General features: G+C 68.5%; 12 protein-coding genes. 6 read left to right on the forward strand and 6 right to left on the reverse strand.

Annotated elements, in window-relative coordinates:
• Positions 1–78 precede the first annotated feature (78 nt).
• From AJAP_RS02060 to AJAP_RS02090, 6 genes are all read left to right on the forward strand, one after another.
• Positions 79–3,051 carry a patatin-like protein gene (locus AJAP_RS02060; protein ID WP_038507770.1) on the forward strand — a complete coding sequence of 991 codons (2,973 nt, stop codon included), beginning with the start codon at positions 79–81 and terminating at the stop codon, positions 3,049–3,051.
• Positions 3,052–3,274: 223 nt separating this feature from the next.
• Positions 3,275–3,766, forward strand: coding sequence for a diaminobutyrate acetyltransferase (gene ectA, locus AJAP_RS02065; RefSeq protein WP_038507771.1), 492 nt, complete (start codon positions 3,275–3,277; stop codon positions 3,764–3,766).
• Between the two features lie 38 nt (positions 3,767–3,804).
• A complete protein-coding gene (gene ectB, locus AJAP_RS02070; protein WP_038507772.1) occupies positions 3,805–5,055 on the forward strand; it encodes a diaminobutyrate--2-oxoglutarate transaminase in 1,251 nt (416 codons plus the stop codon).
• Positions 5,056–5,099: 44 nt separating this feature from the next.
• Entirely contained in the window at positions 5,100–5,489 is a 390-nt protein-coding gene (locus AJAP_RS02075; RefSeq protein ID WP_007033454.1) for an ectoine synthase, read from the forward strand.
• 24 nt (positions 5,490–5,513) lie between these two features.
• Positions 5,514–6,413 carry an ectoine hydroxylase gene (thpD, locus tag AJAP_RS02080; protein WP_038507773.1) on the forward strand — a complete coding sequence of 300 codons (900 nt, stop codon included), beginning with the start codon at positions 5,514–5,516 and terminating at the stop codon, positions 6,411–6,413.
• A gap of 570 nt (positions 6,414–6,983) precedes the next feature.
• Entirely contained in the window at positions 6,984–9,773 is a 2,790-nt protein-coding gene (locus AJAP_RS02090) for an AfsR/SARP family transcriptional regulator (RefSeq protein WP_038507775.1), read from the forward strand.
• 279 nt (positions 9,774–10,052) lie between these two features.
• On the opposite strand, the gene AJAP_RS02095 is transcribed toward AJAP_RS02090, so the two are convergent.
• The 6 genes from AJAP_RS02095 to AJAP_RS02120 all read right to left on the reverse strand — a co-directional run bounded on the left by AJAP_RS02095 (position 10,053) and on the right by AJAP_RS02120 (position 14,459).
• Positions 10,053–10,703 carry a hypothetical protein gene (locus tag AJAP_RS02095; RefSeq protein ID WP_038507776.1) on the reverse strand — a complete coding sequence of 217 codons (651 nt, stop codon included), beginning with the start codon at positions 10,701–10,703 and terminating at the stop codon, positions 10,053–10,055.
• A 161-nt stretch (positions 10,704–10,864) separates the two neighbouring features.
• Positions 10,865–11,749: a hypothetical protein gene (locus AJAP_RS02100; RefSeq protein WP_038507777.1), complete on the reverse strand. Its 885-nt coding sequence runs from the start codon at positions 11,747–11,749 to the stop codon at positions 10,865–10,867.
• Positions 11,746–12,222 carry a DUF6932 family protein gene (locus tag AJAP_RS02105; RefSeq protein WP_038507778.1) on the reverse strand — a complete coding sequence of 159 codons (477 nt, stop codon included), beginning with the start codon at positions 12,220–12,222 and terminating at the stop codon, positions 11,746–11,748. The genes AJAP_RS02100 and AJAP_RS02105 overlap by 4 nt, the downstream gene beginning before the upstream one ends.
• 91 nt (positions 12,223–12,313) lie before the next feature.
• Positions 12,314–12,754 (reverse strand): hypothetical protein, encoded by a 441-nt coding sequence (locus tag AJAP_RS02110; protein WP_038507779.1) that lies wholly within the window; start codon positions 12,752–12,754, stop codon positions 12,314–12,316.
• 7 nt (positions 12,755–12,761) lie between these two features.
• Positions 12,762–13,481, reverse strand: coding sequence for an OmpA family protein (locus AJAP_RS02115; RefSeq protein WP_228694847.1), 720 nt, complete (start codon positions 13,479–13,481; stop codon positions 12,762–12,764).
• 138 nt (positions 13,482–13,619) lie between these two features.
• Positions 13,620–14,459, reverse strand: coding sequence for an SGNH/GDSL hydrolase family protein (locus AJAP_RS02120; protein WP_038507781.1), 840 nt, complete (start codon positions 14,457–14,459; stop codon positions 13,620–13,622).
• Between the last annotated feature and the right edge of the window lie 87 nt (positions 14,460–14,546).

Below are 14,546 nucleotides of genomic sequence, written 5' to 3' on the forward strand. Positions count from 1 at the left end.
GCTGCCCCATCGGCGGTACACCGGGTCCGCCGTCCGGTCTAGAGTGCCCCCTGCAGCAAAGCCTTGGGGAGGGCGCACATGGCCGACGCGGGGAGCCCGTGGCCGCAGGAGATCCGGCTGGCGATGACCATGGTGGGCGGGGCGAGTCTCGCGGTCTGGATGGGCGGGGTCGCCACCGAGACCTCGCATCTGTTGCAGGCGTCGAGAGCGCCGGAATCGAAGAGCCCGTACCGGGCCCTGCTCGACCTGCTCAACGCCACCGTCTCGCTCGACGTGCTCACCGGCACGAGCGCGGGCGGCATCAACGCGGCGTGCCTCGGGCTGGCCGAGGCGTTCCGGTCGAGCCCACAGGTGCTGCGCGACACGTGGATCAGCACGGGATCGCTCGACAATCTGATCCGCGATCCCGGCGAGAAGGAACCACGTTCGCTGCTCGACGGCGACAAGGTGCTGCTCGGGGATCTCAAGGACGCGTTGCACCGGATCACCGACAAGGCGACGGTGAAACCCGACTGTCCCGACATCACCGTGCTGCTCACCGGCACGATGATCGACGGCGAGACGACCCGGTTCGACGACGCGCTCGGAAACCTGGTGCGGGACACCGAACATCGCCTGCTGTTCCGCTTCGACGCTCCTTTGTGGACGGACGACGTGGTCGGGCCGCTCGCGTTGGCGGCGCGGTCCACCGCGTCGTTCCCCGGTGCTTTCGAGCTGTCCCGGATGCCGATCGGCGAGAAGACCGGGCCACTGCATCCGGACATGACGAAGTACACCGACGTCACGCGGTCGCACTGGCTCACCGACGGCGGGGTGCTGCTCAACAAACCGCTGCGGCCGGCGCTGCGGGAGATCTTCGAACGACAGTCCCATTCGGACGTCCGGCGGCTGCTGCTGTACGTGGTGCCGACGGCCGAACGCGAGGCCGAGCGGGTCGCGGTCGATCCCGAGCGCCCGCCGCTGCTGGGCAGTGCGATGAGCAAGGTCGTCGGCACCGTGCTGAGCCAGACGATCAGCGCCGAACTGGAAGACCTGACCAGGCACAACGACGCCGTCGTCCGCACCAGGGGGACCAGGGTCTCCCTGGCCGCGATGGGGGTTCGCGGCGGCCCGGACACGCTGGTCGACCAGCGGCTGATGAACGACTACCGCGACCGGCGGGTGCAGGAGGACGCCACCGCGCTGGTCCGCGAGGCGACGCGCAGGCTCTCACTGTCCGATGTGGAGGATCAAGGCCGCCAGTGGGCGTCCGGTACGGCGGCGCAGCTGCGCGCGGCCGCGGCGGCCGGATTGCGGGACGGCTTGCCCACCGAGCCGCCGAAGGACACCTGCGATCTCACGGATCTGGTCGCCTTCCGCACCACCGCGCTCGACGATTCCGTCGCGACCGGCCTCCAGCTGGTGAATGCGGGCTTCCGGCTCGATCCGTCGCCGGAGCAGGCGGTGCAGCTCAACCGTTGCCGGGTGCTGCTGCACGAAGCGCGTCACAAGGCCGCGCGCGGGAAACGGCTCGCGAGCTGGGTCACCGAACAGGGCCCGCCGTCGGCCGACGTCACGCTCGCCGCCTGGATCGAAGGCCTCGCCAAGGAATGGGCGGGGCTCGGCCGGTCGGACACGCTGAAGGAGGCGTGGCCGCTCGTCGTCGCCGCGCTCCGGCAGGCGACACCGATCCTTTTGCCGCTGGCACAGGCGAAACCCGACACCGAAGCCGCCGACGCGGTCAGCACGCTGCTCGCCTGGACGGGGCTCACGTCGGACGACACCAGCGCGGGAGACCCCATCGTCACCTCGCGCCTGGTGCGTCTCCACATCGCGACGCGAGGATTGCTCGCGCAGCCGCCGGCGGTTGACCAGCGGGTCGATCTCGTCCAGGTGAGCGCGGATTCGCGGACGCTGATGGACATGAAGCGCCGCCGTTCCTGGGACAAGCTCACCGGGATGCAGGCCGACTATTTCGGCGCGTTCTACAAGGCCTCGTGGCGCGCGAACGACTGGATGTGGGGCCGCGTCGACGGCGCGGGCTGGCTGGTGCAGTGCCTGCTCGACCCGAAACGTCTGCGGCTGCTGCGCGACGTCGTCGGGCGCGAGGCGTTCCGGACACAGGTGCGGGACACGTTCAAGGCGATCGGCTGGCGACAGCCGGGCACGGAAGACGGGCTGTCGCAAGAGGAAGCGGACGCCCTGCGCGCGCAATTGGCCGGGGAACTGGCTTTCCTCGGTCTCGACGGCGAACTCGCCGACGTGGAGACCGAAGCCGCCCTGCCGATCAGCATGCCGGTGACGGCGATGGTGCTCGCCAGGGTGCGGCAGCTGGAGATCGCGCGCGAGGAACTGCCGTGTGTCGGCCTCCACTGCGGACACGACGCGAAAACGGCCAAGGGCAACGGAAAACCGTCGGAACGGTTCAGGCGGCTGATCGAGAACGAGCCGGAAACCGATGAGCAGACCCAGCGCGCGTTCCAGGCGTGCCAGGTCTCCGGCGAACGGTTCGAGCACGAACGCGGGACGATGCTCCTGACGAAGACGCTGGTCAAGGCGGGCGCGGCCGGGCTCAACGCGGCCGCGGGGGCGACGCGGGTGCCGAAATCGGTCCAGCCCGCCGCGACCTTCGCCAAGGCCGCCGGGCGCAGCGCGTGGTGGATCACGCGCGGCGCGGCCACCCTGCCGTCGCCATGGAACGTGCTCGCCGCGCTGATCACCGTGCTGGCGGGCTTCGTCCTCGGTGGACAGGGCGGCCCGGTCCTGCAGTGGGTCGGCGTGCCGGTCGCCGCGGGCGCCGTCGTGTTCCTGGTGGTCAGCCTGATGACGTTGCGCAAGACGTGGCGGATGGTGCTCACGGTGCTCGGCGTGCTGGTGGTGGCGGCGCTGCTGTTCGCCGCGTTCCTGCCACCGGTGCGCGACCCGCTCTTCGGCTGGCTCGGCGACGTCGTCGCGGGCTGGCGGCGCGGCGAGGCGCCGGTGTGGTGGCTGGTCGTCTGCCTGCTGCTCGTCCTGCCCGCCATCTGGACGCCGATCGGTTCGCTCGCGGGTCGCAAGCGACGTCGTGAATAGCGGAATCGGAACCCGAATCGCGTCCTGACCGTGCGACGAAGTGGTAACGGTTGGTATCGTCACGTGCAGTGAGACCGCACCGAAGCGGCCTTACCCACACGTGCTGCGCTTCAAACGTTACAGTTACCTTTATCACGTGTGTTTCGAGGTTGTTGCAGGTAGCCGCGTTGCCGCTGCCGCGCTGATCTGACCGCGCCCGAATCCTCCGGTACGTTTCTTGGACATGTCCGGAAAGCACTTGATCGAAACTCCGACCAAGGCAGACGGTGCCGCGCTCTGGAGAATCGCCCGCGATTCGAAGAAGCTCGATCTCAACACGCCTTACGCCTATTTGCTGTGGTGCCACGATTTCGCCGACACCTCGGTCGTCGCGAAAGTCGACGGCGTCCCGGTCGGCTTCGTGATCGGATACCGCAAGCAGGACACCGGCTTCGTGTGGCAGGTCGCGGTCGACGCGTCCCAGCGGGGAAAAGGCCTGGCCGGAGCCCTGCTCGACGAGCTGTTCAGCCGTCTGACCGCGCAGGGCGTGCGGTACCTCGAAACCACGATCACGCCGGACAACGAGGCTTCGATCCGGTTGTTCGCCTCGTTCGCCAAGCGGTGGGACACCACCGTCGAACGCCAGGATCTGTTCTCCGCGACGGATTTCCCGGCCGAGGAAGGAACGCATGAGCAGGAGGACCTGTACCGAATCGGTCCGCTCAGCAGTCAATAGAACGTAAATCCGGGGATCTCAGGGAGAAAGAAAACGTGATGAGCATTTTCGAGGAACTCGAATCCGAAGTGCGCAGTTACAGCCGTGGCTGGCCCGTGGTGTTCGACCGGGCCCAGGGGAGCTACCTGTACGACGAAGACGGCAAGGCCTATCTCGACTTCTTCGCGGGCGCCGGCGCGCTCAACTACGGGCACAACAACCCGGCACTGAAGCGGGCGCTGATCGACTACATCGCCCGTGACGGCGTGACGCACGCGCTCGACATGTTCACCGTCGCGAAGCGGGACTTCCTCCAGACGTTCCAGGAGAAGATCCTGCGGCCGCGCGATCTCGACTACAAGGTCGTCTTCCCCGGCCCCGGTGGCGCGAACGCCGTCGAGGCCGCGCTGAAGCTCGCCCGCAAGGTGACCGGCAAGGAATCGGTCATCAACTTCACCAACGCCTTCCACGGGATGACGCTGGGCGCCCTCTCGGTGACCGGCAACTCGATGAAGCGCGGCGGCGCGGGTGTCCCGCTGGTGCACGCCACCCCGATGCCGTACGACAACTACTTCGACGGCTCCATCCCGGACTTCCTCTACTTCGAGAAGCTGCTCGAAGACTCCGGCAGCGGCCTGAACGAGCCCGCCGCCGTGATCGTCGAAGGCGTGCAGGGCGAGGGCGGCATCAACGCCGCGCGCGTCGAGTGGCTCAAGGCGCTGGACGATCTGTGCAAGAAGCACGGCATCCTGCTGATCCTCGACGACGTCCAGATGGGCTGCGGCCGCACCGGCCCGTTCTTCAGCTTCGAGGACGCGGGCATCAAACCCGACATCGTCTGCCTCTCGAAGTCCATCGGCGGCTACGGCATCCCGATGGCGCTGACGCTGATCCGCCCGGACCTCGACGTCTGGGAGCCGGGTGAGCACAACGGCACCTTCCGCGGCATCAGCCCGGCGTTCGTCACCGCGACCGAGGCGATGCGCGTCTACTGGAGCGACGACGAGCTGGAGAAGTCGACCAAGGCCAAGGGCGAGCGCGTCGCCGCCGCCTTCCAGGGCATCGTCGAGGCGTACCCGGACGCGAACCTGTTCGCGAAGGGCCGCGGCCTCGCCCGGGGCATCGAGTTCGCCAACGGCGACCTCGCGGGCAAGGTCTGCGCCGCCGCGTTCGAGCGCGGGCTGCTGATGGAGACCTCCGGGCCGGACGGAGAGGTCATGAAGGTCCTCCCGCCGCTCACCCTGACGGACGACGAGCTCACGAAGGGCCTCGCGATCATCGACGAGGCCGTCGCAGCCGTCCTCAACTGACCCGAACCGACCGCCCTCAACCAGGAACGAGAAGGAGTTTTCCGTTGCTTGTCAGAACACTCGACGAGGTCACCGACACCGACGCCGACATCAAGACCCCGAACTGGCGCAGCAAGCGCATCGTGCTGGCCAAGGAGGGCGTCGGTTTCTCGGTGCACGAGACCACGTTGTACGCCGGGACGGTCAACGACTTCTGGTACGCCAACCACATCGAAGCGGTGTTCATCACCTCCGGTGAAGGCGAGCTCGAAAACACCGCGACCGGCGAGGTCTTTCAGCTGAAGCCGGGCACGTTGTACCTGCTCAACGACCACGACAAGCACCAGGTCCGGCCCAAGACCGAGATCAAGTGCGTCTGCGTGTTCAACCCGCCCATCACCGGCCGTGAGGTCCACGACGAAAACGGCGTGTACCCGCTCGTCACCGAACCCTAGAAATCGCTCGAGGAGGCGACTGCATTGACGCTGACCGACACCCGAGTCGACGACAGTTACCCGACCCGCATCACGGGTAAGCCCGAACACCTGCCCAGGACGCACCCCACCGTCTGGGGCACCGAGGCCGACGGCCCCTTGGACGCGGCCACGCTCGCCAACCACGAAACGCGTGGTTACACCGTCGTCGACCAGTTGTTGTCGCCTGGCGAAGTCCAGACGTACTGGCAGGAACTCGTCAGGATGTCGTCGGGGGACCACCGCGACGACGAGCGCGTCATCACCGAGGCCAAGACCGGTGAGGTCCGCTCCATCTTCGACGTCCACGAGACCAGCGAGCTGATCGCGGAACTCGTCCGCGACCCGCGCGTGCTCGACCGGGCCCGGCAGATCCTCGGCTCCGAGGTGTACATCCACCAGAGCCGCGTGAACTACATGCCCGGCTTCAAGGGCACCGGGTTCTACTGGCACTCGGACTTCGAGACCTGGCACGCCGAGGACGGCATGCCGCTGCCGCGCGCGGTCAGCTGCTCCATCGCGCTCACCGACAACTACCCGTTCAACGGCGGGCTGATGGTGATGCCGGGTTCGCAGCGGACCTTCGTGCAGTGCGCCGGGGAGACCCCGGAGGACAACTACAAGAGTTCGCTGAAAGAGCAGCGGGTCGGCGTCCCGAGCGAGGAAGACATCACCTCGCTCGCCGCCGAATACGGAATCGACCAGTTCACCGGCCAGGCCGGTTCCGCGCTCTGGTTCGATTCGAACGTGATGCACGGTTCCTCGAACAACATCACGCCGTACCCGCGGTCGAACATCTTCGTCGTGTTCAACAGCGTCGATAACGCGCTGCAGAAGCCGTACGCCGCGATCGAACCGCGTCCGGCCTTCATCGCCGGCCGCGACTCGACCCCGCTGACGCGCTGACCCGTTTGACGAAACCGCAGGTCGCGAAGGCCATGACGGGGCGCTTGTAGCCGTCGGTGTGCGCCCTGTTACGTTGTCGCCACGTGAGGGGGCCAGTGGGCTCGCTCACGTAGGTGTTGTCGACGACCGAACGGGTTCTTCGCTCGGGGTGAGCCCACCCGGACGGACGTGGACGCCGATGTCCGATGTGGGTCGCGCCCCCAGGCGGCCCAAGTCGGACATCCCCCGGCTCCGTGCCATCAGATCGGGACTGATGGCACGGAGCCTTTTTCGTCTCGTTGAGCGGCACGGACTTGCCAAGTACATGAAGGCCCCCTTCCTTGCGCCTAGGTACAGGAAGGGGGCCTTCATGTACTTCAGGGCATGAGCGCCGCCTCTCTCGGGAGTCCATAGTGGACAGAGGCTCCCGTGGGGCATTTGTCCGTATCGAGCGTCCGTGAAGGCCTCCTTCCCTACCCTCAAAGTAGGGAAGGAGGCCTTCACGACCTGCCGCGTTCTGGTTGGCGGGCTCTTCGCGCGGTAGGTTGGCTACTCCGGTAAGGGGAGAGATCGGAGGGAGGGGGGCTTGTCATGGCCGAAAGCGGTTCCCCTGCCCGCTTCCAACTCCTCGGTCCCGTGCGCCTCCTCGACGGCGATCGGCCCGTCCCCGTCGGCGGCCCCGGCGTCCGCGGGCTGCTCGCGCTGCTGGCGCTGAAGGTCAACAAGGTCGTCGCGCTCGACGAGATCATCGACGCGCTCTGGGGCCACGATCCGCCGGCCACCGCCCGCACGATCGTCCACGGCAACGTCTCGCATCTGCGCCGCGTGCTCCGGGGCATCCAGGGCGATCACCCGGACGGTGCCCAGATCCGCACCACGCCGCCCGGCTACCAGCTCACGGTCGAGCCGGAGCGGATCGACGTCCACCGCGCCCGGTCCCTGCTGGAGCGGGCTTCGACGGAAGAGCCGGAGAAGGCGTCCGAACTGCTCGCGGAGGCCCTCTCACTCTGGCAGGGGCCCGCGCTGGCCGGCGTGCCGAGTTCGGTTCGCGCTCCCGAGCTGGAGGATCTGCGGCTCGCCGTCCACGGCGCCAGGGTCGACGCGGATCTCGAACTCGGCAGGCACGCGGAACTGATCGTCGAGCTCAGCCCGCTGGTCCGGGCCGCGCCGCTCGCCGAGCGCACCGCCGGCCAGCTGATGCGCGCGCTCTACCACGCCGGACGCCGCGGCGACGCGCTCGAGCTCTACCGCACGGTGTCCCGGGCGACCCTGCGCACCCTCGGTGTCGAACCCGGCGCGGACCTGCGCTGGCTGCACGAACGCGTCCTCAACGACGACCTGCCGGTCAAGGTCGTCGCGGAGCCGAAGCCCGAGGCGGGGCCCGTCCAGCAGTTGCCGCCCGCGGTGCCGAATCTCGCCGGACGCGAGGCGGATCTGGCCTGGCTCGACGAACTCGCCGAGCGGGCCGAAGCGGGCGAGACCGCGGTCGGCGTGGTCACCGGCACCGCCGGGATCGGCAAGAGCAGCCTGGTGGTGTGGTGGGCGCATCGCGCGGCCCGCCGCTTCCCCGACGGCATCCTTTTCGCCGCGCTGCGCGGGTTCGACCCGCATCATCCGCCGTTGGAGCCCGCGGAACTGCTCACCCAGTTCCTGCTCGGACTCGGCGTCCCGGCCGAAGGCGTTCCGGAACAGGTCCACGAACGCGTCGCCCTCTACCGGTCGATGATCGCCGGCCGCCGGATGCTGGTCATCCTCGACAACGCCCGCTCAGCCGACCAGGTCCGGCCGTTGCTGCCGCCCGGTTCGCGGTCGATGACGCTGGTGACCAGCCGCTCCCGCCTCGACGGGCTCGCCGTCTCCAACGCCGCCAAACTGCGGGTGCTCGGCACGCTCGCGCCCGGTGACGCCGTCCGGTTGATCGAGGAGCTCGCCGGGCCCGCCGGTTACGACCTCAACCACGCGCTCGCCCGGCTGTGCGGCTATCTCCCGCTGGCGCTGCGGATCGCGGGAGCCCGGCTCGCCGCCAGCGCGCAGTGGTCCGCGCAGGATCTGGTCGACGAACTCGGCAACGAACGGACCAGGCTGGCCGCGCTCGACGTCGAAGGTCCGGACGACGGGGTCCGCGCGGCGTTCGACGTCTCGTTCCGCGGTCTGCCCGCCGAGGTCGCGAACACGTTCCTGCGGCTCGGCGTCGTCCAATGCGTTTCGGCCGGTTCGCATCTGACGGCCGCGATCGGCGGGATCACCGTCGCCGAGGCGCGGCGGCATCTGCGGGTGCTCGCCGCGCACAACCTGCTCGCCGAAACCGGCCGCGATTCCTTCGTCCCGCACGATCTGGTCCGGCTGTTCCTGCGCGAACTGGCGGAGAACGAACTCGACGAGGCCGACCGGGAGGACGTCCTGTCGCGGTCGGTGCGGTTCTATCAGGCCGTCGCCGACCGGGCCCGCCGCAAGATGCTGCGGATCGTCGACCCTCTCGATTTCACCGCTGTGCTGACCGATGCGCAGACGCCGCCGATCGGCTCCTTCGACGAGGCGCAGGACTGGTTCACCGCGGAATGGGAGAACCTGCTCGAAGTCCTCGAAGCCGCCCGCGCCGCCGGACGGCACGACGACGTCTGGCGGCTGGCCAGGGTCGCGCACACCTATCGCGCGGTGTATCCGTTGCTGGACGAATGGACGCGGCTGGTCGGGATCGGGCTGGAGGCCGCCGAACGGTCCGGCGACGTCCTCGGCCAGTGCTGGATGCTGATCTCCCGGTGCGCCATCGCGCTCACCTTCGAGCTGCCGCAGGGCTGCCTCGCCGACGCCGAACGCGCGCTGGAACTCGCGAGCGCGATCGGCGACGACCGCCTGATGGTCTCGGCGAACATCCACCTCGGCTCCGCGCTGACGCTGCTCGGCCGGTACGACGAGGCCATCGGGACGTTGCGGCGGGCGGTCGAGGAGACCGAGCGGACCGGCGACCTCGAACTGCGCGGGCAGGCGCTCAACAACTGCGCCGAGGCCGAAAAGCGGGCCGGGCGGTTCATCGAGGCGATCGGGCACCAGATCGCCTCGCTGGAGATCGACCGGACCCTCGGCGACGACAGCTACGTCGTCGTCTCGCTGAACAATCTCGCCGAACTGAGCATGCGGATCGGCGAACTCGCCGCGGCCGAACGGTACGTGTGGGAGGCCGTGGACCTGACGATCAGCAGGCGGTTCGTCCTGCAGGAGGGCGTACTGCGGCTGACCTTGGGCAGGGTGCTGCGGGCCGGGTCGGATGTGGACGGTGCCCGCGAGCAGTTCGCGCTCGCGCTGAAGATCCTCGCGGACGCCAATCCGAAGCTCGCGGGATTGGTCCGTGCGGAACTCACGGACCTCGGCGAAAGTCCGTGAGTGATCCTTAGCGGATTCTTAGTGGCCTCGCCGCGCACGCGCGTAGGGTCCGATTCAGCGTCGATCGAGCCCTAGGGGAGGGGCATGCGGTAGGAATCGGCGCTCGGGCGGGCCCTTCGCGGGCCCGTCTGAAGAGCCGCCAGGAGCGGCTCGTGGCGGTCCGGCCGGTGGAGGTGGGGGCGATACCGGCCGGCCGCCAGGCGGCACCACCGCGTTTCGTCCTCTGAATGCGGTACTTGCACACGCAAGGACCGCATTCAGAGGACGAAACGTGTGGGGTCAGCCGGTGCCGGCGGTGCACAGGGCGATGGTCTGCCCCTTGTTCTCCGCCACCTTCTGGCCGTTGACCAGGATGGTGCAGGCGATCTGGTTGCTGACCGACGAGTTCCGGGTGTCCGCGGTGACGGTGAGCAGGTAGTCGCCCGAGTTGAAGGACGCCGTGCCGCGCCATTCGTCGGTGCTCGCCGGGGTCGTCTCGGTCCGCTGGTCGTTGAGCGAGCCGAACCGGATGGTCGCGCCGCCCGAGGCGCTGACGACGAACTCGACGGTGTTCTTGTCCCCGGCGACGGCTGGGACGTGCAAGCCGGACTCGCCGGTGGCGAAGAAACTGGTGTAGACCAGTAACCCGCCGGCGGCCAGCAGGCCGGCGACGGAAAGCGCGAGCCCCGCGATCCCCATTCCCTTCTTGTCCGCTTCGCCCTTCTTGATTTTGGTCAAACCGATCACGGAAAGAATCATTCCGATCACGGCGAGCGGCCAAGCGGCGATCCCGGCGACCGGGACGAAGGCGACCCCGAGCGCTGCCAAGCCGACCAGGAAACCTGCGATGACCAGGCCGTTCTTGGGTTTGCGGTGCCGTGTTCCGTGCGCGGCGAACCCGGGGCCGTAGCGGGTGGCAGGCGGGTGCGGGAGAGGTGGATCGGTCGGCATACGTGCCCTTTCGGAGGCTTCCGTCCGAAGACGTTAACCCATCGTTCGGGGCAATGGCCGAAATTGTTACCTGCCGGAAAAAGTCATCATTCAACGATGATCAAGCGGTCATCGACATTTTCTGACGAGAATTGTGGCATCGCCGAATGTCGGAAACCCGATCACTGATCGAACAGACTGACTTCCGGGGTGATCTCCAGCAGTTCGTGCACCGGGCGGCCGCGACGGCCGTCGATGGTCGTGGTGCGCACGACGCGCAACCGCGCGGTCACCGGCCGGTCCAGGTTCTCCTTGATCTCGTCGAGCAGATCCGGCGCCACCGCGCCCTGGATCGTGCCGCCCGATTCGCGTTCGAGATAGAAGATCCGGCGCCGGGTGCGGACCCCGTCCAGCCTGCCGCTGACCGTTTCGTAGCCGACGGCCTCGCGTGACTCGCGCAGGCTCCCGGACAGGATCCTCGCCTGCTCGGTGGTCATGCTGCGGGTCAGTTCCTCGCCGGACGTCGGGGTCAGCGCCATTCCGACCCCGGCGTGTTTGCTGACCGCGTTGACGATGTCGCTGACCGCGTTGCGGACGGTGTCGCGCTGCAGCAGCACCGCGTCCAGCGCGCCGTCGTCGGAGCCGTTGGCGGGCAGGAAATCGCACAGTTCCTTGACCGCGCGTTCGGACAGCGACTCGATCCCGTCGTGGATCAGCGCGTCGTCGAGCGCCGGTTCGGGGAAGCCGAAGAAGATCGCGTTACCCGCCTGGCCGCGCTGGATCAGCGGGGCCTTTTCCCGGTCCGCGGGCTGGACGAAGGTCACCTCGCCCGACGGATTGCGGATGATGTGCCCGATCTTCGCCGTCGCGTCCTGCAACGCGCGGCTGATGTCGGAAAAGGTGTACGCGTCCAGATGCGATTCACCGATCACGGACACGCGAAGCAGCGGCGAGCGCGACGTCCGCTCGAACTTCGCGTACGCGGCCATCGCCGACGCGCGGGCGAGGTCGTCGAGCCAGGTGCCGCCGGGGATCTCGTCGGCGATACGCCGGAATTCGTTCCTCACCAGATCACTTCCGGAATTCCCCTGCCACCCGATGCCCACACTTCTTCCCAGATCTCCTCGTCGCCGGGGCGGCAGAGGAAACCGTCGAGCATGCCGCCGACGGGCTGGACCTGGTCGAGATACATCGCGGGCTGGCCGACGATGACCCCGCGCAACGTCAGCAGCCCGTACAGCGCCGAGCGGCCCGCGTCGTCGAGCCGTTTGAGCGCGCCCCATTCGTCCGGGAACAGCACCACGTCGAGCCCGCGCGGCGGATGCGGGGTCCTGGCGGTCAGCTCGCCGCCGATCCACGCGCGGCCGGTCGGCATGATCCGCCGGGCGACGCCCAGGTAGCTGTTCAGCGCGCTGAACAGGATTTCACGGTCGTTCTGGTGTGGCGCGTCGAAGACCAGCCGCTCGTAGACATCGGCCAGATCGGCGGGATGGCGGCCAGGAGGCAGCAGGTTGTGCGGCGTCCAATAGGGGAGCGCCAATCGGAGCCTCCTTCGTGTGCCGGAGCTCCCGATCGAAGAAACGTACCCGGCGTCCCGCTCACAGTGCGTAGCCGAATTTACCAGGCGAGTGTCAGCCGCCCTGCCCCGGCCGGTGCTCGGGCGCCTGCCTGGCGGGCGGCCAGTCCTCGTCGCTCGGCCAGACCGGTTCGGGCTCGTGCCCGCCCTCGCCGTTGCGGGTGGCGGGTTCCGGCTGCTCCGGGTGGTAGGCCCGCACCGGTTCCGGGATCAGCTGACCCTCGCGGTGGCCTTCCGCCTCCTGGTCGTACGGCTCGTCGTCGTCCTGGATCCGCGCGGGCGGGAGGAACTGCGTCCGTTCGGTGGAAAGCAGTTCGGGCACGGGTTCGGGGTCCGGTTCGCGTTCGGCCGGGAACCCGTGCACCGGCTCGTGGGCCACCGGTTCCGTGGCAGGCCGGTCACGTCGTTCGCCGCGCATCAGCAGCCAGGTGACACCGCAGCCGAGGGCGAACGAGATGAGCAGCCAGAGCCAGATCTGCCCGAAGAGCCAGAGCATCAGGCCATCACCTCTGTTCCGCCGTGATGTCGACGCGGCGGCCCTCGCCGCTCGCGCCGTCGGAGTTCTTGCGCTGGGGGGAGTACGCCTGGTCGCGTTTGACCCCGTTGCGCTCCAGCAGCCGCTCCACCGTGAGCGCCCGGTTCAGCGCGAGCTTCCGGTCCGAACCGGTCGCGACCGACCCGGTGATCCGGAACTTCAGGTCGCGGGGCGCGTCCGTGAGCAGCTTCGCGATCTCCAGCGCGCCGCGTTCGCCGTCCGGGGTGAGGTCGGTGGTGTCCGGTTCGAAGGTGATCGGCGTGGCCGCGAGCAGGCGGTCGATCTCGGCCTGGAACCCGGCCTTGTCCGTCGGCTTGACCGAGGTCGGCGTGGGGCTGGGCGAGGGGCTCGGCGGAGCGGGCGGGGCCGGCGGCTCGCCGCTGGTCGTCACCGGGCCCGCGGGCGGTGCGGTGTCGCCGGAGATCTCGACCGTCCGGACCCCGTCGATCCGCTGGATGGCGTCGATGGCCTGCGCGGCCTTGTCCGGCGGGAATCCGGCGAGGCTCGCGTCGCGGCCGGAGAAGCTCACTTGTCCGCCGGAGACGCCGACGTCGGCGAGCGCGGCCTTCGCGCGCGCGGCCAGCTCGGCCTCGATGTCGTCCGAGGCCGACCAGACGGTGATCGCCGTCAAGGCGAGCGTGACCAGCAGCGCTGTAGGCAGCAAGCGGCTCCAGCGTGTACCGGGCATGAAGGGACTGTAAGCCGCACTCGGCGTGGGTGCATCGGACGAACAGGACATGACCCGTTCGGGTGATGTGAACCGAAGGGGCCCTTCACCGCATCAGATCATGCGGTGAAGGGCCCCTTCGAGGCGTCGGAACGCGGTTCAGCTCGCGTGGTGGTGGATCTCCCGCAGATCCTTGGCGGGCAGGGTGACGGTCGCCGACTCGATCTGCTCCAGCGGGAGCAGCGGCGCGAGCGCGGGGCGTTTCGGGGACAGGCCGTCGCCCATGGACTCGCCCTTGAGCTGACGCCGGATCCACGGCAGCAGATGCGCCTTCGTCCATTCGAGGTCCGAACGGCGCGACGTGATCCAGGTACTCGGCTGCTCGGACGCCGGCCACGGCTCACGCCAGTCGTCGGCGACCGGGACGCCGAGGACCTCGGCCGCGCGCAGCGCGATCCGCCGGTGGGCCTCGGGGGTGAAGTGCAGCCGGTCGTCGCTCCAGGCGCGGCGGTCGTGCAGCGGGGCCATCGCCCACATGTCGACCATCTTGGCGCCGTGCCGGTCGGCGATCGCCCACAGATGCGCGTTGTAGATGCCGACCTTCCCCCGCAGGACGTGCATCACGGACAGGTACTTGGTGTCCGGCCCGTTGAAGATGAGCACCGGGATCCCGGCCTCGCGCAGCTTGGCGACCCCCGCCTCCAGCCGCGCGGCGACGGCGTCCACGTCCGCGCCGGGCACGATGATGTCGTTGCCGCCCGCGCACAGGGTGACCAGGTCGGGCTTCACTTCGAGGGCGATCGGGAGCTGCTCTTCGAGGATCTCGTCGAGCATCTTCCCGCGGAGGGCGAGGTTCGCGTACTGGAAATCGCGCCTGCCTTCGGCGAGGATCTCCGCCAGCCTGTCCGCCCAGCCCCTGAAGGTGCCGTCGGGCAAGTCGTCGTTGAGTCCTTCGGTGAAGCTGTCACCGATCGCCACATAGCTGTCGAATCCGTACACGTTGGGTCCCCTTCCGTCCGTGTGCCCCCGGTTGGTACTTGTACACCACAACTAACAGCTGAGAGCGCCCCTGCAATCCCACCTGAC

It is taken from the genome of Amycolatopsis japonica (genome assembly GCF_000732925.1).
In the GTDB taxonomy this organism is placed as follows: Bacteria; Actinomycetota; Actinomycetes; order Mycobacteriales; family Pseudonocardiaceae; genus Amycolatopsis; species Amycolatopsis japonica.